The sequence below is a fragment of the Hanamia caeni genome, assembly GCF_003721595.1.
Lineage (GTDB): Bacteria > Bacteroidota > Bacteroidia > Chitinophagales > Chitinophagaceae > Ginsengibacter > Ginsengibacter caeni.
In genome coordinates this window covers 147482-169155 of record NZ_RJJR01000007.1, presented here as the reverse complement: position 1 = coordinate 169155, position 21674 = coordinate 147482, and the positions used below count along the sequence as shown (strand labels likewise).

Annotated in this window: 17 protein-coding genes; 5 read left to right on the top strand and 12 right to left on the bottom strand. The window is 39.8% G+C overall.

The genetic code is table 11. The annotated features are described in order from the left end of the window. Positions 1 to 276: 276 nt before the first annotated feature. The 3 genes from EFY79_RS10045 to EFY79_RS10035 all read right to left on the bottom strand — a co-directional run bounded on the left by EFY79_RS10045 (position 277) and on the right by EFY79_RS10035 (position 4423). Complete coding sequence (locus EFY79_RS10045; RefSeq protein WP_123120577.1) at positions 277 to 2340, bottom strand: M13 family metallopeptidase; 2064 nt, start codon at positions 2338 to 2340, stop codon at positions 277 to 279. Between the two features lie 298 nt (positions 2341 to 2638). Next, positions 2639 to 3904: a metallophosphoesterase gene (locus EFY79_RS10040; protein WP_123120576.1), complete on the bottom strand. Its 1266-nt coding sequence runs from the start codon at positions 3902 to 3904 to the stop codon at positions 2639 to 2641. A gap of 21 nt (positions 3905 to 3925) precedes the next feature. Next, positions 3926 to 4423: an NADPH-dependent FMN reductase gene (locus EFY79_RS10035; RefSeq protein ID WP_123120575.1), complete on the bottom strand. Its 498-nt coding sequence runs from the start codon at positions 4421 to 4423 to the stop codon at positions 3926 to 3928. Positions 4424 to 4724: 301 nt separating this feature from the next. On the opposite strand from EFY79_RS10035, the gene EFY79_RS10030 reads away from it, so the two are divergent. The 4 genes from EFY79_RS10030 to dapB are packed head-to-tail and all read left to right on the top strand — an operon-like array spanning position 4725 to position 7948. Continuing rightward, positions 4725 to 5531 carry a ParA family protein gene (locus tag EFY79_RS10030; RefSeq protein ID WP_123120574.1) on the top strand — a complete coding sequence of 269 codons (807 nt, stop codon included), beginning with the start codon at positions 4725 to 4727 and terminating at the stop codon, positions 5529 to 5531. Positions 5532 to 5557: 26 nt separating this feature from the next. Beyond that, complete coding sequence (locus EFY79_RS10025) at positions 5558 to 6478, top strand: ParB/RepB/Spo0J family partition protein (RefSeq protein ID WP_123120573.1); 921 nt, start codon at positions 5558 to 5560, stop codon at positions 6476 to 6478. Between the two features lie 2 nt (positions 6479 to 6480). Further along, positions 6481 to 7200: a DUF5683 domain-containing protein gene (locus EFY79_RS10020; RefSeq protein WP_123120572.1), complete on the top strand. Its 720-nt coding sequence runs from the start codon at positions 6481 to 6483 to the stop codon at positions 7198 to 7200. Positions 7201 to 7225: 25 nt separating this feature from the next. Then, a complete protein-coding gene (gene dapB / locus EFY79_RS10015) occupies positions 7226 to 7948 on the top strand; it encodes a 4-hydroxy-tetrahydrodipicolinate reductase (protein ID WP_123120571.1) in 723 nt (240 codons plus the stop codon). A 134-nt stretch (positions 7949 to 8082) separates the two neighbouring features. Here dapB and EFY79_RS10010 read toward each other — a convergent pair whose 3' ends face one another. The 3 genes from EFY79_RS10010 to EFY79_RS10000 form a co-directional block, all read right to left on the bottom strand. Continuing rightward, positions 8083 to 8556 (bottom strand): hypothetical protein, encoded by a 474-nt coding sequence (locus tag EFY79_RS10010; protein WP_123120570.1) that lies wholly within the window; start codon positions 8554 to 8556, stop codon positions 8083 to 8085. 98 nt (positions 8557 to 8654) lie between these two features. Continuing rightward, entirely contained in the window at positions 8655 to 9611 is a 957-nt protein-coding gene (locus tag EFY79_RS10005) for an NAD-dependent epimerase/dehydratase family protein (protein ID WP_123120569.1), read from the bottom strand. A 73-nt stretch (positions 9612 to 9684) separates the two neighbouring features. After that, positions 9685 to 10359, bottom strand: a complete 675-nt coding sequence (locus EFY79_RS10000; RefSeq protein WP_123120568.1) for an ABC transporter ATP-binding protein — start codon at positions 10357 to 10359, stop codon at positions 9685 to 9687. Positions 10360 to 10565: 206 nt separating this feature from the next. Between EFY79_RS10000 and EFY79_RS09995 the strand changes: the two genes are divergently transcribed. Then, a complete protein-coding gene (locus EFY79_RS09995; protein WP_123120567.1) occupies positions 10566 to 10793 on the top strand; it encodes a DUF2795 domain-containing protein in 228 nt (75 codons plus the stop codon). Positions 10794 to 10941: 148 nt separating this feature from the next. Here EFY79_RS09995 and EFY79_RS09990 read toward each other — a convergent pair whose 3' ends face one another. The 6 genes from EFY79_RS09990 to EFY79_RS09965 all read right to left on the bottom strand — a co-directional run bounded on the left by EFY79_RS09990 (position 10942) and on the right by EFY79_RS09965 (position 21664). Then, positions 10942 to 11754, bottom strand: coding sequence for an enoyl-ACP reductase FabI (locus EFY79_RS09990; protein ID WP_123120566.1), 813 nt, complete (start codon positions 11752 to 11754; stop codon positions 10942 to 10944). Between the two features lie 129 nt (positions 11755 to 11883). Continuing rightward, positions 11884 to 13548: a DNA repair protein RecN gene (recN, locus tag EFY79_RS09985; RefSeq protein ID WP_123120565.1), complete on the bottom strand. Its 1665-nt coding sequence runs from the start codon at positions 13546 to 13548 to the stop codon at positions 11884 to 11886. Between the two features lie 124 nt (positions 13549 to 13672). Continuing rightward, positions 13673 to 14428 carry a zinc ribbon domain-containing protein gene (locus EFY79_RS09980; RefSeq protein WP_123120564.1) on the bottom strand — a complete coding sequence of 252 codons (756 nt, stop codon included), beginning with the start codon at positions 14426 to 14428 and terminating at the stop codon, positions 13673 to 13675. Between the two features lie 47 nt (positions 14429 to 14475). Continuing rightward, positions 14476 to 15573, bottom strand: coding sequence for a Nif3-like dinuclear metal center hexameric protein (locus EFY79_RS09975; protein ID WP_123120563.1), 1098 nt, complete (start codon positions 15571 to 15573; stop codon positions 14476 to 14478). A 157-nt stretch (positions 15574 to 15730) separates the two neighbouring features. After that, the gene (locus tag EFY79_RS09970) at positions 15731 to 16771 is read right to left on the bottom strand and encodes a PorP/SprF family type IX secretion system membrane protein (RefSeq protein ID WP_123120562.1); all 1041 of its coding nucleotides are present in this window, start codon (positions 16769 to 16771) and stop codon (positions 15731 to 15733) included. A 39-nt stretch (positions 16772 to 16810) separates the two neighbouring features. After that, on the bottom strand, positions 16811 to 21664 hold the full coding sequence (locus EFY79_RS09965; protein ID WP_123120561.1) for a PKD domain-containing protein: 4854 nt from the start codon (positions 21662 to 21664) through the stop codon (positions 16811 to 16813). Between the last annotated feature and the right edge of the window lie 10 nt (positions 21665 to 21674).

The window sequence follows — 21674 nt, the reverse complement described above, 5'->3', positions numbered from 1 at the left end:
ATAAATGATTTTAAGCAATATAACTATTTTCAAAATAATTGCCATAAATCTTATTGAGAGCTAAAGCTGTTCCATTCTAAAAAATAAAGAAGCGAGGTAAGTATATATCTCAAGCTTTTATTGAAATCCAGAATTAAAATTGGCTTGTCGAGAGTTGGCAACAGCAGGGCAATATAAAATACAGGTACCTGCCTCCGGGATTATTTTTATATAGAAATAAAAAACATTGTTATTTCTTTATTTACTGTCAATTTTATTAATCTGAAAAAATTTAGACTACCAAACCTGGGCCCTCAAACTATCCGGCAGGTACATCTTATCACCCTGTTTCACATTAAATGCCTTATAAAATGCTGGAATATCAGACAGAGGATTGTTAACCCGGTATTGCGGCGTGGAATGTGGATTTGTCAACACTTGTGTTCTTTGAATTTCCGGCCGCATTTTACTACGCCAGATTTCTGCGTACGACACGAAAAATCTCTGGTCGGGCGTTAATCCATCGATCATTTTATCAGACTTGCCTCCGTCTGTTTTTTTAAAAGCATCATAGGCAATCATAACACCACCGATATCGGCAATGTTTTCGCCTTGAGTTAATTCGCCATTGATGTGCAATGTATCCACCACCAATGAATGATTGTATTGATTTACCACACGGTTGGCACGCTTTCTAAAATTAGCTGAATCCACAGGCAACCACCAGTTTTTTAAATTTCCATCCGCATCAAATTGCCTGCCCTGGTCATCAAAGCCATGCGTCATTTCATGACCTATCACTATACCGATTGCACCATAATTTATAGCATCGTCACCATCCCTATAGAAGAAAGGAGGCTGCAGAATTCCTGCCGGAAAGTTGATGTCATTGGCTGCGAGGCTATAATAAGCGTTAATGGTGGGTGGCGTCATAAACCATTCTGCGCGGTCAACCGGTTTACCAATTTTATTGATCATGTATTGATATGCAAAATGACCTGTGTTCTTATAATTTTGTATCAGGTCATTTTTAGATATTTCAACTGATGAATAATCTTTCCACTTGTCGGGATAGCCGACTTTCTTTACAATGGCATCTAATTTCACAATGGCTTTTTGTTTGCTGGTATCGCTCATCCATGAAAGGTTTTGAATTCTTTCACCGAAGGTTTGCTGGATATTATTTACCAAATCCAGGATTCTTTTTTTGGCTTCGGGTGGAAAATATTTTGCCACATATAGCTCTCCCAAAGCATCGCCCAACTGGTTATCGGTAAATGCAACCATTCTTTTCCATCGTGGCTGTAATTCTTTTTGACCCGTAAGTAATTTGTTGAAAACGAACCTGGCGTTTACGAATGGAGAACTTAAATAATCTGCATAATTATCAATAAGATGAAAACGCAAATAGCTTTTCCAATCAGCTATAGGAACCTTTTGTAATAAATTGCTTAATTCTTTATAGAAGCCAGGCTGGCCTACTAAAACAGTATCCTGCTTTACTCCCATAAAATCCATTAGTTCGTTCCAGTTGATGTTTGGAGTTTCCTTATTCAATTCCTCCAAAGTTAATTTATGATAGTTAGCTTCAGGGTCTCTCAGTTCAACAGGATTCTTAGAAGCTTTTGCCAGAGCGCTTTCTATTGCCATTACAGAGGCTGCATCTTTATCAGCGGTATTTGTATCGTCACCGGTTAATTGCAAAATGCCGGATACATAATTTAGATATGCCTTCCGGATATTGATGGTAGAAGAATCCTGCTTCTCGTAATAATCTTTGCTTGGCAGCCCTAGTCCATTCTGGTCAAAATGAGCAAGCATTTTATCGCTGTTTTTTTGATCGGGCAACGCATAAAACAAGAATAAATAAGATTGAACTGCACCTATCCCTGTCATCTTATATTCTACTGATACTTCATGTAAAAGATCTTTAGCAGTTTTAATGGCTGCGATACGTTCAAGGTCAGACTGCAAAGGCGTAAGACCCTTTTGTTCAATAGCAGCAGAGTCCATGGCGCTGGCGTAAAAGGCTCCTACCTTTTGGGCATTACTGCCTTTTGGTGCATTTAATCGGGCACATGAATCCAGCAGCGACTTTAATTCCAGCATTGTATTTTGCTGAAGAATATTAAACGCTCCCCAGTCCGCTTCCGATGCAGGAATTTCTGTTTTTTTTATCCATCCCCCGTTTACATAATGAAAGAAATCATCCTGCGGACGAATGGAAGTATCCATCCCGCTTTTGCCGAGGTAGTTATTTCCGGCAGTATCTTTATTAGCCTGGTTGCAGGAAGAAAAAAGAATGGTGAAACAACAGGCCGCCAACAATAAATGAGCGGCTTTTCTAAATTTTATATTCATGATAATGGTTTTAGAAAAAATAAAGTGGACGAAGTTTTCGTAAAAAAGGCAGGTATAAAAATACAATTTAGTTGTCTACAAAGGTTTAGTTCTTCCATATTTTTTACACCTTCATCAACCATTGAGTTCGTTTTTAGTAGAACACAGAGAAGTAATTTTTTCAGTTACTAACTCAAGCTTTTTTATTTGCTTATGTTTTATCTAAATAACTTTTGCCGTACGATTGTGCCAACATATTTCAAGACAACTAAAAACAAAAAGCTTCTTAGTAAACTTTCTTGGTTTGATCTGTTTCAATTTATACCTCATTACTTTTCACTAATTCAATCACAGTTATCTCGGCCAAAATGCCCACACGCCCCGGATATCCAATAAAACCGAAGCCCGGATTTACATATAATTTTTGTTTTCCCTGCTCATACAATCCGTCCCATTGTTTATACATATACTGCACAGGGCTCCATTTAAATCCCGGTATATCTACCCCAAATTGCATCCCATGCGTATGGCCGCTTAACATTAAATCTACGTCGGGGTATTCCGGCCGCACCTGCGCATCCCAGTGGCTCGGATCATGGCTTATTAGAATTTTAAAAGGGTATTTTTCAGCTCCCGCGTATGCTTTTTTCATGTTTCCATATTTTGGGAACCGGGCTTTTGCGCCCCAATTCTGAATGCCGATAAGCGCAATCTTATCACCGTTTCTTTCCAATTCCAAATGTTCATCCATCATCAGTCTCCATCCCAGTTGCTGGTGCACCTTTGCCAGGTTTATTAAATTTTGTTCTTTAGTAACGCCTTCATAAGGCCACCTGGCATAATCCCCATAGTCGTGATTTCCAAAGGTAGAGTATACGCCCATCGGTGCTTTCACTTTATCAAACACATCCATGTAGTCTTGCATTTCAGTCGCGCGATCATTTACCATGTCGCCGCTGAAAATAACAATGTCGCCATTTTCCGCCACAATTTTTTCCACTCCATGCATGACTGCTTTTTTATTCATGAAGCTTCCGGAATGAACATCGCTGAAATGAACAATGCGAAACCCGTGAAATCCTTCAGGCAGGTTATCAAAAGGAATTTTTATTCTTTTTACCCTGTATTTGTATTTATTGGAATAGCCATAAATCAAAGAGCCAAAAAGAGAAGTTCCGGCTGCCAGGCCTAACCAGCTAAGAAATACAGACCGGCTAATTCCATCTCCGCTCATTGTAGAAATTTCCGTGTTGCGGAAGAAAACTTTGCCAACAGTCCATTGCAATACGCGTCTTATATCGTCAACCAAAAAAAATACAGCGGCAACTATTTGGGCAAACACGAAAGCAAGAACTGATGCAAAAAAATACGTTCTTATTTTTTTTGACAAAAAAGTCCTGTCGGTAAAAATAAAAAGTATCAACCCAAAAAGAGCGGTAATAGCAATCAACCAGTACAAAATATAAATGATGTTTCTGGTTCTATCGGAAACGCCATTGCATACTGATTTTATGGCTGCAAAAACGTACAAATCAAGCAAAATCATTATGCAGATTGTGATTGCCGTTCCCATGGGTGTGCGCATAAGTGAAGATAATTTTTAAACTTAAAATTCAATAAAACCATCTAATTGCCGGTTGACAGCTAGCAAAGTTTCATCGTTTAAATGTCCGTATTCGTTCATTACTTTGTTTACAACTGAAATAGGAAGCTTGTTATAATACACATTCATCTTCATGTAATGCAGTGTATCCGACAGGTGATCCATGCCCCTGAGATTGCCCGCTCTTCCTGTGGCTACGCCGGTAAGCAAAGCTTTTTTAAAGTTCCACACCGTGTTGATATCGCTGTTATCAATCAGGGCTTTTAATACGCCGGGATAAGAGCCATTGTATTCAGGAATGATAAAAATAAACTTTTGGGTGGGGATAAGAATTTCTGTTTCAACTTTTTTGATTGCCTCATTGCGGTGAAGCACATCGAGCCCTTTTAAAGAAAAAAGATTAGCCTTGATATTTTTAGTTTCCAAAATTTCACGGTATTCTCTCGCTACTTTTTCTGTATGACTTCCCACGCGATTCGTGCCGCTTATTATCGTATACATATTATAAAATTACAGGCTTTTCAATTTATCCTTCTTCATAAATAACAAAATGTTAGAAGTTAGGGGATTAATAAAGCCATTTAGCTCCTATAAATTGCCGGAATATTATGCCTAATAATTAAATTTGCCATAATGGCTTATTAACCTGGATATAAAAGGAATTCTTTGTCAAATAGGAAAAATTATCAGGGCAATGCCAAAATTTATATTCACCTATAGTAAACGAACCTGCCTGCCGGTAGGCAGAGAAATAAGTCACTTTTTTGTCCGGCACAAATTCAGAGATTAACCGAAAGGAATTATGGGAAAAATAATAGGAATTGCAAATCAAAAAGGCGGCGTTGGCAAAACAACTACAGCAATTAACCTTGCGGCAAGCCTTGCTGTGCTTGAATATAAAACGCTGCTCGTGGATGCAGACCCGCAGGCTAACAGCACTACGGGCGTGGGTTTCGATCTGCATAACATTACCACCGGGTTGTATGATTGCATGGTGAACGAAACACCGGCAGCAGATGTTATTTTGAAAACAGAAATTCCGCACATGGATTTAATGCCCTCTCACATTGATTTGGTAGGCGCAGAAATTGAAATGATAAACTACCCTGACAGGGAAACTGTGTTGAAAAATGTTTTAAAACCAATACGTGATCAGTATGAATTCATTATCATTGACTGTTCGCCATCTTTAGGTTTGATCACGGTGAATGCGCTGGTAGCTTCAGATAGCGTAGTGGTTCCCGTTCAGGCAGAATTTTTTGCGCTGGAAGGGTTGGGCAAATTATTAAATACGATTAAAATTGTGCAAAGCAGGCTCAATACTGATTTACAGATTGAAGGCTTGTTGATGACTATGTATGATGGAAGATTGCGTTTGTGCAACCAGGTGGTAAATGAAGTAAGACATCATTTTGAACAGCTTGTTTTCAACAGTGTCATTCACCGCAATACAAGGCTGAGCGAGGCTCCAAGTTTTGGTAAGCCGGCGATTTTATATGATGCAGACAGCAAAGGTGCCATCAATTATCTGAATCTTGCAAAGGAGGTATTGCAAAAAAATAACATGACAAAAATTAGTCAATCTGATAAAATATTGGAGCATCCATAAATTGTAAAAATTATTGATTTAAGTTCATGAAAAGTACACCCAACAGAAAAGAGGCATTAGGAAAAGGCATCCGTTCACTTTTGCAAAATATCGACACCGACCTGTCAGTTACAGAGAAAAGCCTCATAAAAGAGTCTTCAGACAAAACACATGTGGCGCAAAAAAGAATTCCGCTCATCCAGATAGAGGCAAATCCGGAACAGCCGCGGCATGATTTTGACGATAATGCGCTGAGCGAACTTGCTGCTTCTGTAAAGATGCACGATATTATACAGCCCATCACAGTTACGCAAACCGCCGCAGGCAAATACAGGATTATAGCAGGAGAAAGAAGATTTCGTGCAGCAAAAATTGCCGGCCTGGCCGACATTCCCGTTTACATTCGCGATGTTAAGGATTCAAAAATCCTCGAATTAGCTTTGCTTGAAAATCTTCAACGCGAAGATTTAAATGCAATTGAAATTGCGCTGAGCTACCGCCAACTGATGGAAGAATTGGATTATACACAGGATCAGCTTGCAGAGCGCATGGGCAAAGAGAGAAGCACCGTTACAAATTATATCCGGCTTTTGAAATTGCCGCCTGATATCCAGGCCGCAGTGCGCAGCGGCGCCATCAGCATGGGGCACGCGAGGGCGCTCATCAACGTAGACGCGGTAGAAAAGCAACTGTATATTTTTAATGAAATAAGAAGCAAGGAACTTTCCGTACGGCAAACTGAAGAATTGGTAAGGCGCATCTATACGCCGAAAATACCTGTTAATAATTCGGTAAAAAGCAGCCTTCCACCATCTCTGAAAAAAATTGAAGATAATTTAGCATCCCACTTTAGCACCAAAGTAAAAATGACTCACAGTAAAAAAGGAACCGGCAGCATCACCTTTGATTATTTTTCTATTGAAGAATTGAGCTCACTTTTAGATAAGATGCAGGTTTCGGTAGATTAATTATGGCACGTCCAGGCATTTTTTTCATTTTATTTCTAATTTTTTTGTTGCCGGGGAAAATGCTTTTTGCGCAACAGAACGGGGATACTTTGCACACCAACAGCCCTGATACTTTAACCCCGTTATCTGATACTTTTCATTTAAAAGAACAATTAAAAAAAAGCGATACGCTGGTGGTAACCAGTCGTGACACAGGCGTTTCAGGAAAAAATATACTTGCATTAGATACTACCACCCGCGTAAAATTCAATCCAAAAGTAGCGATGCTGCGTTCGGCTATTATTCCGGGATGGGGCCAATGGTATAATAAAAAATATTGGAAAATCCCGATTATTTACGGCGCATTGGGCATCAGCGCCGGCGTGTTTTTTTTCAACCTGAAAACTTACCGCGAACTGAGGCAATCAGTAATCTACCGCGCAAGAAATACCCATGCAGATAGTTTGTTGGTTCCGGAGGAATTCAGGTCATTTTCAACGCAATTTTTGCGCGTAAACCGGAATGCGTTCCGGCAAAATATTGATTATTCTGTGCTGGCTTTCCTCGCATTGTGGGGATTGAATGTAGTAGACGCCACTGTAGATGCACATTTGAAAGCTTTTGATGTATCGCCGGATATCGGAATGAAATTAACGCCAAGCCTTTCGGGCGACGTGAAGGGGCTTTCGCTGGTATTCTTTTTCAAAGATAAAAGCTCACGGCCTTTGTCGCCACTCCCCTAATTTTACTTTTAAAAAAAATAAATTTATGAAAATAGCAATACTTGGATATGGAAAAATGGGACACGCTATAGAAGAAATCGCTATAAACCGCGGCCACGAAATAGTGCTTACCATAAATGATTTAAACCTGCATGATTTAACGAGAGAAAATATCCGCAAGGCAGACGTAGCTATTGAATTTTCAAACCCGGATAGCGCAATGGAAAATATTTTGTTTTGTTTAAAGGAAAATGTGGCAGTCGTTTGCGGTACTACGGGATGGTTAAAAAATCTTGCAACTGTTGAAAATACATGCAAGGAATTAAATGGCAGTTTTTTATATGCAAGTAATTTTAGTGTGGGTGTCAACATCTTTTTTGAGCTCAACAAAAAGCTGGCTTCATTGCTAAAGCCGCACCACGCCTATAATGTAGCAATTGAAGAAATTCATCATACTCATAAAAAAGATGCACCAAGCGGCACTGCGATTACGCTGGCAGAACAAATTCTTTCTGTTTCTGACACAAAAAATAAATGGATAAACGAGAAAAGCGAAAATGATAATGATAATGAGCTTTCTATCATCAGCAAACGGATTGATGAAGTGCCGGGAACACATTCCATAAAATATAGTTCAAATATTGATGATATTGAAATTATTCATACAGCCCACAACCGCAAAGGGTTTGCCGAAGGCGCTGTACTGGCTGCCGAGTATATCGGCGGGCGGAAAGGTATTTTTTCAATGAAAGATGTTTTGAATTTTTAGCAAAATAAAAATCATTGAAATTTGTTTATCTACTGGTAAACAGGTTTATTTACTGGCAGCCTTGGTTTTAGAAACTTTGCAAAATAAAAAAGCTTCCACAATGGAAGCCTTTTTGTTATAAAGATAAAAATGAATTAAAAGTTATATGCAAACCTCACATTTAAGGAACCCACGGTAGACTCATTTTTGCTTGAGGCAAGGTATTTAAGTGCGATATCAAAATTCGGATTTACATAATAGCCGAGACTGGGTGCATAAGCAAAAGCGCCGCCACCGCCGCCTTTGGAAGAAAATGCATAACCTAATTGCGCATGGCCATATAATTTGTTGGCTTCACCAAAGAAAAATTTAGCACCTGCGAGCAATGGAATTATTCCTGAACTTCCACCTCCTTTCCATGAATAGCCTTCGTATCCGCCACTCAAAGTAATGAAAGTAGTAGAAGCAACCCCAAAATCTGCCTGCAAGTCTGCGCCGTATGCAAAAGAATATCCTGAAGTAGTGGGCGCGCCAATGTTAGCTGCAATGCTTAGCCTTGGCTTAGTTTGAGCGTTTGCGCCTAATGTTGACAATCCAACAAGTGCTAAAATTAAAATTGTCCTTTTCATTTTTTTTAGTTTTACAATTAAAAAATACGGTTAAATAGATTTAAATAATTTCAAATTGATAACAAAAGTAAATCCGATTCAGGTAACATTTCGGGAATTTATTTTTCGGTTTCTTTTTTTACATTTTTCAACATCTCAGCAGTTAAAGCAGGAAGATCATATTTAGGTTTCCAACCCCAATCTTCTCTTGCTAAAGAGTCGTCAATGCTTTGCGGCCAGCTTTGTGCGATGGCCTGGCGATAATCAGGATGATAGGAAATGGTGAAACGCGGCAGATGATTTTTAATTTCATCCGCAATTTCTTTAGGTGAAAAACTAACGCCTGAAATATTATACGAAGTGCGCACAGAAATTTCCTCAACCGGCGCTTCCATCAGCTCAATGGTGGCCCTGATGGCATCCGGCATATACATCATTGGCAGGTACGTGTCTTCCTTTAAAAAGCAATCAAAATGATTTTCTTCCACAGCAGCATGGAAAATTTCAACGGCATAATCAGTGGTACCTCCGCCAGGCTCGCTTTTATAACTGATAAGGCCCGGATAACGAAGGCTTCTGACATCAATTTTATAACGCTGATTAAAATAATTGCACCAGAATTCGCCCGCAAATTTGCTGATACCATAGACAGTTATAGGCTCTATAATGGTTTGCTGGGGGCAGTTTATTTTCGGTGAGGTAGGGCCAAATACCGCGATGCTGCTCGGCCAGTATACTTTATGTACATTTTCATCTTTGGCAATTTCCAGCACATTCAAAAGGCTCGTCATGTTCAGGCTCCATGCAAGATTTGGATTTTTTTCTCCTGTAGCTGAAAGGATAGCAGCCAATAAATAAATCTGGGTAATATTCTGCCGGATTACCTGCACGTGCAACATTTCTTTGTTCATTACATCAAGGCTTACGTAAGACCCCGTTCCTTTTAAGAGATCGTTTTCGGCGCGCAAATCAGAGGCGATTACATTATGGCCGCCATAAATTTTGCGAAGCTCTAGAGTAAGCTCCACGCCTATTTGCCCACATGCTCCAATTACCAATATCTTTTCCCTAATCATAAAATCTTTTAATCAATTTTTGAAAGTAAGTTCCTTCCAATTTGGACAGAAAACCCATAAATAACCAGGATTTTTATTTTGTTGAATTTGCCATCTCATTAATAATTCTTCCATCCTTCATATGCAGCAGGCGATCGCTGAGCTGCGCCAGCTCTTCATTATGTGTAACAATTAAAAACGTTTGTTGAAAACGGTTTCGCAGGTCGATAAACAAATTGTGTAATTCTTTTGCATTTGCCGAGTCGAGATTGCCCGTGGGTTCGTCTGCCATCACTACAGAAGGATTATTAATGAGCGCACGGGCGACGGCCACTCTTTGCTGTTCGCCTCCTGATAGCTGGCCCGGCTTGTGGTCGCCACGCTCTTTTAGATTTAACAATTCTAATAATTCATGAGCCCTTTTTTCAACGGTTTTGGTTCGTTTGCCAGCAATCCAGGCAGGAATGCAAATATTTTCCACCGCGGAAAACTCGGGAAGTAAATGATGAAACTGGAAAACGAAGCCAATGTGTTCATTCCGAAAGGCTGCCAGTTTTTTGCCACTCAAGTTGCTCACATTCACATTGTCAATTACAATTTCACCTTTGTCTGGCAGGTCAAGCGTACCAAGAATATGCAGCAAGGTACTTTTGCCTGCACCGGAAGAACCGGCAATGCTGATAATTTCACCTTTTTCAATCCGGATGTCCACGCCTTTTAACACTTCGAGTGGACCGTAAGTTTTATGAATGTCGGTTGCTATTAACATCTTTAAATGTAAGGATAAACAGAAATTTTAAAATAAAAAAATAATCACAGAGGTATGCAATATTATCGGTTAAAAATCGTAAACTACCAAGACAGAGGCGCGTCAAAAACAATATTTGGTTTTCTCAATATAACTTTTACATTTGCGGAAAATTAGAAAGCCTCTTTTTAATTTTTAAACCCTATAATAATTAAAGATTAGTAAATATGTTTTGGACATTAGAACTTGCATCTCACCTGGAGGAAGCACCCTGGCCGGCAACGAAAGACGAGCTGATTGATTATGCAATCCGCAGTGGCGCACCATTGGAAGTTGTTGAAAATTTGCAGGAATTGGAAGACGAAGGCGGTGGAGATATTTATGAAAGTCTTGAAGATATATGGCCTGATTATCCCAGCCAGGAAGATTTTTTCTTTAATGAAGATGAATATTGATGAATTGCGATTAGAAAAGTTTAGGAAGGTTTAGATTGTTTAGAAAAAAACCTTCATTTTCAAATAAAAAAATTAACCGCCTATTGCCAGGCGGTTTTTTGTTTTTTTCAGAACCTTCTAATGTCCTTCCTTTGGAGGTTAGGAGGCTTCACTTTTCCATCTGCTCTATCACGGCATGGGTTACGCCGGTAGATGAAAAACCTCCATCGTGAAACAGATTTTGCATAGTCACATATTTAGTCAGATCACTGAAAAGAGTAACGATATAATTTCCGCAATCTTCAGCAGTCGCATTTCCTAACGGGCTCATTTGTTCTGCATAATTTATAAAGCCATCAAAACCTTTTACGCCACTTCCGGCAGTAGTCCTGGTGGGCGATTGAGAAACCGTGTTTACCCTCACCTTATTTTTAAGCGCATAGTGATACCCAAAACTACGCGCAATACTTTCCAGCAAAGCTTTTGCATCCGCCATTTCACTGTAATCGGGAAACACGCGCTGGGCCGCAATATAAGTAAGCGCCACCACGCTACCCCACTCTTTTAAAGCATCCAGTTTATAAGTAGTCGCCAATAATCGATGCAAACTTGTGGAAGAGATATCAAGTGTTTTCTGATTGAATCCGTAATCAATTTCTGTATAAGGTTTCCCTTTTCGCATGTTCATGCTCATGCCCACAGAATGTAAAATAAAATCGAAGCTGCCGCCAAAATGTTCTTTCGCTTTGGTGATCAAATTAAGCATATCGTCATTGCTTGTTACATCACAGGGAATTATGGGTGCACTGATTTTTTCAGCCAATTTATTTATTTCTCCCATCCTCATTGCGATTGGCGCATTAGTCAAAATTATTTCAGCGCCTTCTTCGTAACACTTCACCGCTGTTATCCAGGCGATGGATCTTTCATCAAGCGCTCCAAAAATGATTCCCTTTTTCCCTTTCAATAAATTGTACGGCATAGTTTTATTTTTTTACAAAGTAAGAATTCTTATTTATTGTTATACTGCTATATTGTTTTATCGTTGATTCTCATTCATTCCCCGGTAAACCAAAATCCAGATTTTTACTTACGACATCAAATTTTCAAATTAATTCCCAATCATTTCCCTGGCATTTTCAAACGCAGCCGCAGTGGGCTTTTCACCACTCAACATGGTTGCGATAGCCGTAATTCTTTCATCCTGGTCAAGTGTTTTTATTGCTGTAATGATCTTATCATCTTTAATTTCTTTGTAAACAAAAAAATGAGTGTTGGCCTTCGCAGCAATCTGTGGTTGATGCGTGATTGCAACAACCTGGTGTGCCGAAGAAAGCTCCTTAATAATTATCCCAACTTGTCGCGCAGCCTCCCCGCTGATGCCTGAATCTATTTCATCAAAAATTAAAGTAGGTAATTGAACACTCTTTGCCACTAATGATTTTATGCTGAGCATCAAACGACTCAATTCGCCGCCACTGGCTACTTTACGCACCGGCTCAAATTGTCGGTGGCCGGAAGACAAATTCCCATTGAATAAAAATTCCATCTTATTATTTCCAAAAAGATTTAAATTTTCATCTTCCTTTATTTCGACTTTTATTTTTGCATTAGGCATTCCCATTTGCGATAAAAGCTGATTTACTTTTTCTTCGAAAGAAGGAATTTCTTTTTGTCTTTTTGAAGAAATTGTTTTGGCTTTACTGATTGCTTCATCAAAAAGTTGGTTCGCCATTTTTTCTTTTGCCGCGATGGCTTCAGAAAGATTGGTCACTTTTTCCAATTCGCTTTCCAGCTGATTTTTTATCTCAATTAATTCAGTAGTAGTGTTTACATTATGTTTCTTTAAAAGCGCGTAACCCACAGCCATCCTGTCATTGAGCCGACTTATTTTTTCTTCATCATAATTTACCTTGCTGTTTATAAAATCTATTTCCGAAGAAATATCTTTCAATTCGATTTGAACAGATGACAATCTTTCACTCAGATTTTCTATTTCAGGATATACTTTTTGCAGCGTTTGCAATTTTTGATGGATTGTTCTTATTTGCTGAACCAAAGGTTGTTCACTTTCTTCCATTGCAAAATAAATTTCCGACAATGTTGATTTTATATTTTCAGCATTGCTCATTAACTTAATTTCCGAATCAATATTTTCAATCTCATTTTCGGAAAAATCAGCTTCGTTAAGCTCATCAAATAAAAACTGGTTGTAATCAAACTCTTTATTGGCAGTGAGTTGTTCAGTTTTTAATTTTTCTAATTCATGTAGATCTGCTTTATATTTTTTAAAAACAGACTGGTAATCTTCCAGCAGCCTTCCATTTCCTGCAAGGGCATCAATTACTTCGCGATGAAAATCGTTATTGTTTAATTCAAGCGTATCAAACTGTTGATGAAGATCAACAAGCAATTGAGATAATTGTTTAAGCTGAACAAGCGTAACGGGCGTATCGTTGATAAAGGCACGCGATTTTCCATTCGTTGAAATCTCGCGCCGGATAAGCATTTCCTGTTCAGCATCTAAATCATTTTTAAGAAGAAAGTTTTTTACTGAAGAATAATCTGTTTTAAAAACACCCTCAATAAAGCATTTTTTTCCTTTGTCAAGCAAAACCGAAGTATCAGCTCTTTCTCCCAGGATTAACCCAAGCGCACCCATTAAAATACTTTTACCTGCGCCGGTTTCGCCGGTGATTATATTTAGATTGCCTGAAAAATTAATTTCCAGCCAGTCAATAATTGCGTAATTATGGATTTGTAATTGCTGAAGCATACGAGGGCAAATTACAATATTCTGTTGTTTTTATCCCGTTCCTTTTCCGTGAAACCGGGATAATTTTAATCATAAAAAAAGGCGCAAATCATTGCGCCCCGATTTCTGTATTTCAATTTTGCGGTTATTGAATTTCAACCATGCTTTCCAAATCGTCGTCTACCAGAATGCGACCGCAGTTTTCACAAACAATAATTTTTTTGCGCTGCTTTACTTCACTTTGCTTTTGAGGGGGAATAGCATTAAAGCAGCCTCCGCAGGAATCTCTTTCAATCGGCACCACGGCCAACCCGTTACGGTAATTATTCCTTATTCTGTCGTAGCTGGTTAATAACCTTTCGTCAACAGCGCTGCGGGCGGCTTCCTGCATTTTTTTATAATGCTTTTCTTCTTTGTCTGTTTCTTCTATAATTTTTTCAAGCTCGCTTTTTTTCCCTTTCAGGTTTCCTTCTTTTACGCTAATGGCTTTTTTGGCGCCCTCCAGTTGTCTTGCTTTTTCAGCAAGATCTTCGGTGGCATCTTTAATATGTTTTTCTGAAAGCTTCACTTCCAGCGTTTGCATTTCAATTTCTTTATTGATGGCTTCAAACTCGCGGTTATTTTTTACATTATCACTCTGCTTTTCATATTTTTTGATAAGCTCCTGTGATTCTTTAATCGCAGCTTTTTTATCTTCAATAAACTGCTGCATTCCGTTTATTTCTTCTTCAATCCTGTTTTGGCGTGCATTCAGTCCGGCAATTTCGTCTTCAAGGTCGCTTACTTCTATTGGCAATTCTCCCTTGAGGATTTCGATTCCATCTAATTTGCTGTCAACTTTTTGAAGTTTTACAAGTGATGTTAATTTTTCTTCTACAGAATAATCTTTAACCTGTGCCATATTTTTTGATGATTTATTATTTTAAACGGCAAATGATGCTTCCTGTTTTAGCTGAAATACCTTACAGGATTTGTATTTATTTCCGTTTTTTGGACGGCAAAGTTACTGAATTTTTCCTGCAAAAGTTTAGTTAATAGTTCTATTGTAAACTGCTCGCTTTCGTAATGGCCTATATCCGCAAGCAGAATGCGTTTGTCTGCGTCAAAAAATTCATGATATTTTACATCGCCGGTAATATAAACCTGCGCTCCGCTTGCAATAGCGGCTGGCAACAGAAAAAATCCGGAGCCGCCGCAAACAGCTATTTTTTTAACAGGCTTATTCAGGAATTCTGTGTGCCGGATTACCTTAACGTGAAATGCAGATTTGAGCAATTGCAGCAATTCATTTTCACTGAGCGCAGATGGCAATTCACCCACAAGGCCGCTGCCAACAGTCTCCAATGTATTTTTCAACGATTGAACATAAAAGGCCACTTCTTCATAAGGGTGTGCTTTCTTAAGCGCTTCAATTACGGTTGATTGTAACCGCGAAGGAAATATTACCTCTATCCTGACTTCTTCTTCCTCGTGCTGCGTGCCTTTTTGTCCCACATAAGGATTACTGCCTTCCAAAGCCCTGAAAGTGCCCGTGCCTTCTACATTATAGCTGCATTGGTCATAATTTCCAATCGTTCCTGCCCCGGCAGTGAATAAAGCATTTCTAACCGTGGCGGCTTTGTCAACCGGTGCAAAGGTGACCAGCTTTTCCAATGTGCCCTCCCGTGGTGAAAGCACTTTGCAATTTTGAAGCTGCAACCTTTCAGCAATTTTTTGATTCACTCCTTCTAAAACATTATCAAGATTGGTATGAATCGCATAAATCGCAATATCATTTTTTATCGCCATCATCACGGTTCGCTCTACATAATTTTTGCCGTTAAGTTTTTTTAATCCTTTAAAAATAATAGGATGGTGCGCTACAACGAGGTTGCATTTTTTATCGATGGCTTCCTGTATCACCTCTTCCGTAACATCCAGCGAGGTAATAACGCCTGAGCATTCTGTTTGAGCATCGCCTACAACAAGTCCTGCATTATCGTACGATTCCTGTAAGTCAAGCGGAGCAACGGTTTCAAGAAATTGGGTGATGTCTTTTATTTTCATTTGCTTTCGGGGCAGTTTAGATTGTTGTAAACAATAAGAATTTTAAAGATAATCCTTAATAAAGAATCACGCGAAAGCGAAAATAAAAATCCGTTCTTTTTATTGCTTTACTACAAAAAAAGAACGGATGTGCGAGGCGTGCATATTTAAAACGATTCTAAAACCTCGGGCACCTGATTGAATTTTTAGTGGAGTTGTTCCTGTCAAGAAATCTTTGATAAGAAAGTGAGAGTTCAAATCCTCCCCTGGCCTGGCTGACGGTTTTGAGGGCTGAAACATTTACATCGTAGCTTACGGCAAATGTAAATGGATTCATATCCAGTTTAACCACGGGAATAAAAGCATCGTTCCACCTTAAAAAGCCACCGCCGGAAATAACGTATTGCGGATCGTCAGGATAAGCATCCAATTTCAAACTGTACAACATTCCTCCGATGATTTCCGAATTAGGCCCTTGTGTGGAATAGTCAGCATAAAAAGTGATATAGGCATAATCGTTCACCGTCGTTCTTAGTCCCGCAGAATATACCCATTTCGGATCGATATGCACCTTGCTATTGTTGTAAAATGAAATTTTTGCAGACTTATTAAAATGATGATAGGCCACTCCAAAATACAGGTTGTTATCTGGCCGCGAGCCCACCTGCGTATTAAAACTCAATCCTGCACTTCCATCAAAATACAATAAGTTGCTTTCACCAAATTCCTCGCCGGTTGGCATGGAATTACTGCCTCCAAAACCATCGTACTGGTTGTTGGTTGTCATTTTTGACGGGTCAAATTTACGCTGCACTATTCCTGCAGAAAAACCCGCCGACAGATAGGTATTTCTTACCTCGCTCAATGATTTGTGATAATTCAAAACGGGCATCACGCTTGTGGAATTTAAACCAATTGTTCCGGCTTTGTCATATAGAATGGCGCCGCCCAGCGTAAGAAAATCATCTGCATTGCCTACAGGTAATTTGTATTCTCCGTTAAGTGATGTGGTTTGAAACGGCACTGTAACGGAACCCCACTGGCTGCGAAACACGCCCTGCAATCTTACATCGCCGCTGAAAACACCAGCCAGCGCGGGATTTCGCAAAAGAAGCGTTTCAAAAAATTGGGAAAAATGAAGGTCTTGTGCTGCGCCTTTGTTTTGAAAAACACAAAACAAGGCCAATACAAAAATGGATTTCAGGATAACAGTTTTCATAAGGATTTATTCTTTTTTCTTAATTGGATTCTTAATTTTCTATCGTAGCAGGGTGATGTTTCCTCTAAAAGTCAGCGTGCTGTTGTTGTCACAAATCACCTGCATGATATACACAAACACATCTGCAGCAAGTGGCTTTCCTTTGAAAGTCCCATTCCATCCGGCGGCCGCATCGTTGGCATTGAAATTTGATTTTTCAAAAACCACTTCGCCCCACCGATTAAACACTTTGATGTTTTGTATTTTGAATACACCGCTTCCTCTTGGAAAGAAAACATCATTATTTCCATCGCCATTAGGAGAGAAAGTGTTGGGCACAAAAATGTTAGAGTTGTCGCACAAAACATACACCGATACTTTATCTTCAGCGATACAACCGCCCGCATTTTTAACCCGCAACGTATATTCGACAGACTGCGTCGGCTTCACTGTAATGTCTGGATTTTCCTGCGAAACAATCCCAATAGTGGGCGACCATTCGAATCTTGTTACATCTGCCGAGAGCGTAGGCGTAATCTTTATGGATCTTCCTACATTAATGCTTTGGTCCGCGCCGGCATCCACTTGTGGAATAGGATACACTTTCACGGGAATGTAGGCAGTATCGGTAAAACATCCTTTTGAGTCAGAACCTACTACCTGGTAGGTGGTACTGCTATCGGGCGAAGCAACCGGCGAGGCAATTGAAACGCTGCTCAAGCCGGCCGCCGGGTACCATGAATATTTTTCAGAGCCGCTGGCTGTTAATTTTACAGATTTACCTATGCATAAAGTATCGGCTTTACTTACAGAAAGTTTGAACGGATATTTAACAGAAATCGAAATAGAGTCAAAAGATACACAACCCTTGCTGCTGGTGCCTTTTACATGGTATGTAATGGCAGAATCAGGACGTGCAACCGGCGCAGCACAATTGGTGCATGATAAATATTTTGACGAACTCCATGAGTAAGTTTCAGCGCCGCTCACCGTTAAGGTTTGATAAGAACCATAACAAACTACGGTATCAGCGGCAATTGATAATTTTGGCAAAGGATACACTTCTACCTGCCTGGTTACTGTGTCGCTACATCCGTTAGTGCTTAAACCGATTGCTTTAACCGTGTAGTTTCCGGATGTTGCATACGTTTGGGCTACCGGGTTCTGAAGTGTTGAAACATTGCCATTTGCCAAATCCCATTTCCATGAAACCACTGAAGTATCCGGGTTAGAAACTGCACCCGTGAAGCTGATAGTGGCAGGAACACAAGCGCCTGCAGTTCCCTTAATAGCTAGTTTGGGGCTCGGATTTACAATGATTTTCGCAGGGTTTTGAACAGAATCTACACAGCCATTTTTTGTTACAACTTTTAAAGAAGCTTTATAACTTCCCGGCGTGGTATATACATGCTTTGGAAATGCGGAAGAAGATGTTGTGCCATCACCAAAATTCCAATAATAGGAGGAAACCACATCATTGGTAAGGCTTGTATTGGCAAAACTTACTTCGCCTGAATCACATACCAGTCTTCCATTATGGTCGAAAGACGCTGTAATTCCATACACTGATATAGAATCTTTTCCCTTCACGGCTACCTTGCAGCCACTTGCATCCTGCAGTATTATTTTAGGTAAATACTTGCCGGGCGAAGTGTACGTATGCACCACATTCGAATCATTGGTGGTGATGGTAGTTCCGTCATTGAAATCCCAAACAAATGAAATGTTCTTTTTTGTATGTGCCTGAAAGGTGGCTTTTAAAGGCGCACATCCGCTGACTGTTGTATAAGAAAGCGCACCGGAAGGCCCTTTCACCACAATTTTTTGTGTTTTGGAAGATTCACATCCTGTAGCACCATAAATGGTGAGCACAGCATAGAACGTGCCCGCAGTGGAATAAAAATGCGAAGGATTGCGTTCATTTGAGGAAGTGCCATCGCCGAAATCCCATCTCCATTTTGAATAATTTACAGACGTGTTGGTAAAATTTACAATTAAAGGAGGGCAAGTTCCGATTGTATCGCTCACGGTAAAATCTGCAACGGGATTTCCGATATGCACATAAGATGGTTTGGATACAGAACTGCTGCAACCATATTTATCAACAATAGAAAGGCTTACATTGTAAAATCCTTCAACGGGATAAAGATGAACCGGGCTTTTTTGGTTAGACGTAGTTCCATCACCAAAATCCCATGTATAAGTTAAAGATGGGCCGGAAGAAGAATCAGTAAAATTTATTGCTTTACTGGTGCATGATAAGGTATCTGCTTTAAAAGCCGCTACAGGGTTCGAAATAACAACCGCACTTACTTTTTTCAATGTATCGGAACAACCTTTGGTATCAGTTACGACGAGCGAAACTGTGTAATTGCCCGAAGTAGTGTAGGCATGATTAAAAGATCCGGAACTCAATTCCTCAGTCTTTCCGTCGCCCCAGTTCCATTTGTATTGCTGGATGGGGTGGTTACCGTCAGAATAAGAACTGTCGAGAAAGTTTACAGTTGAATTTATGCAAGTTCCATCTACTGTTGAACGGAATACAGCAGTAGGCCCGTTAACGGTCACCGCTGTTGGTTTGGTAATTGAATCAATACAACCATTTACATCACGGATGATTAATGATACGTTGTAGGAAGATGCATTTTTATAATTATGAACCACGGAGGAAGATGTACCGGAGATAGTAGCACCATCGCCAAACTTCCACGTATACAAATTGATGTTGGCCGGGTTAATATTGGCCGCATTAAAAGTGACAGGAGCGTTTCTGCAGGTTTCTGCATTACTCAAGGTAAAATCTGCGATTTCACGGATTATTTTTACTGATATTGTTTTGCTTTCCGAACAGCCGCTTGCCTGGTTGGTTACTGTCAAAGTAACTTCATAAAGGCCCGGATTGTTATAAACATGGGATGGATTTTGTTCGGTAGAAGTAGTTCCATCGCCAAAATTCCATAACCAATAATCAGCGCCCACAGACTGATCTTTAAAAATCACCTGGCGCGGGGTTGAACAGGTTGCCTGATAAGTAAAGCGCGCAACGGGCGGATTGATGTGAACCTGGCTTTTATTTGTCAGTGTATCTGCACAACCGTTATTAATCGCAATCAGTGTTACTGAAAAAAAGCCGGTATCATTGTACAAATGAGATGGATTTTGAGTTGTAGCACTTGATCCATCTCCAAAAAACCAAACCCACTGGTCGGGATTACCTTCACTGTTATCCTTAAAATTTACAGGTTTAAATGCGCAGGTTTCCAGCGGATCAGCTATATAGGTAGCCTTTGGTTTCTGGCCTATCACAATTCCATTCGTTTTCACCACTGAATCTGTACATCCGCCTACTGTTGTGTAGGTAAGTGTGATGGTATAAAATCCGGGGGAAGTGTACGTATGAGTAGGGGTGATTGAATCTGAAAAAGTTCCATCACCAAAATCCCAATGATATTTGCTTATTTTCTCCAGCGAGTTGATGGAAGATGAAAATTGATGAGTTAACGGAGCGCAGCCACTTTTCGGCAAACCATTGAGCACAGCTACCGGCGCTTTTATTTTAACAAACGCTTTTTTCACGAGGCTATCCGTGCAGCCTGCTGCATTGGTTACAAACAATTTTACCGTATAGCTTCCTTCCTTAGTATAAGTGTGCGTTGGATTTTGCTCATTTGAAATGGAACCATCTCCAAAATCCCACTGATAACTTTGGCCTGCTATCCTGCTGCGGGATGAGTTGGACGAGCCTGAAGATTTGTCCTGAAAATTTACCGTAAAGGGAGCGCCGCATGAGATCGTATCGGCGGTGGTAAAATTGACAACCGGTTTCGGTAAAACAGTAACAAGCTTCGTGATAGAATCCATGCAGGCACCGTTGTTACTTTTCATCTTAACGGAATACTCTCCTGGGAGTTTAAAAATTTTAACTGCATTTACAGAATCCGAAAAAGTACCATCCCCGAAATTCCACGAAGCACCTGAGGGCGTAGGTTTGCTGGTATTTTGTAACAGCACCGGGGTTTCGGCACAAACTACAGCCGGGATATCAAAATCGGCCACAGTGCTGCCAACATTTATCAATTTTGGTTTTAAGAGCGTATCGCTGCACCCTGCTTCATTATTCACAATAAGGCTTACTGAATAACTGCCGGAATTAGTAAACGTATGTTTGGGATTTTCGAGCGATGAAGAGGCGCTATCTCCAAAATCCCAGGTATAGCTGAGATTACCCACGCCCGAAGATTTGTTCACAAAACTGATTGTTGCAGGCGCATTGCAGGTTTTAGAAGCTAAGTTTGAAAAATCTGCTTTTACCCCTGTATTAATCGCGATGTAATTTTTAATTGTTTTGGAAGTGACACATCCATAAATATTTGTAGCCTTCAATGACACATTAAAATTGCCTTCAGATGTATACACGTGCTGCGGATTTTGGATATCAGAAAAATTTCCATCACCAAAATCCCATTGCCATGTGCTTAGTGTGCCATCGCCAGCCACACTGGAATCAAAAAAATTGGTAGTCAGGGGGAAACAACCGGTAATTTTTGATGCATTGAAATTAATTTCCGGCGCTGAATAAACAGTTATGTATTGGACTTTTGTAACCGAATCTATGCCATAGGCATTTTTAATTACTAAAGATATCGTATACGTTCCAGGGCTGAAATAGGCAACTGAGGGATTCTGTAATACAGACGAGGTGCCGTTTCCAAGATCCCATTTCCACTGGCTGGGATTTCCGGAAGAGGAATCAGAAAACTGAACGACTAATGGAGCACATCCTGAGGTAGGCGTGGCTTCAAAATTTGCCTTTAATTGGGCTTTTACTAAAAATCCTGACAGAAAAAAAACTGCAAATAGAGACAGGTGTTTTTTAGCTTTTATTAAATAGTTACAGAAGGTTAGGGTCTTCAAGATTTGGATA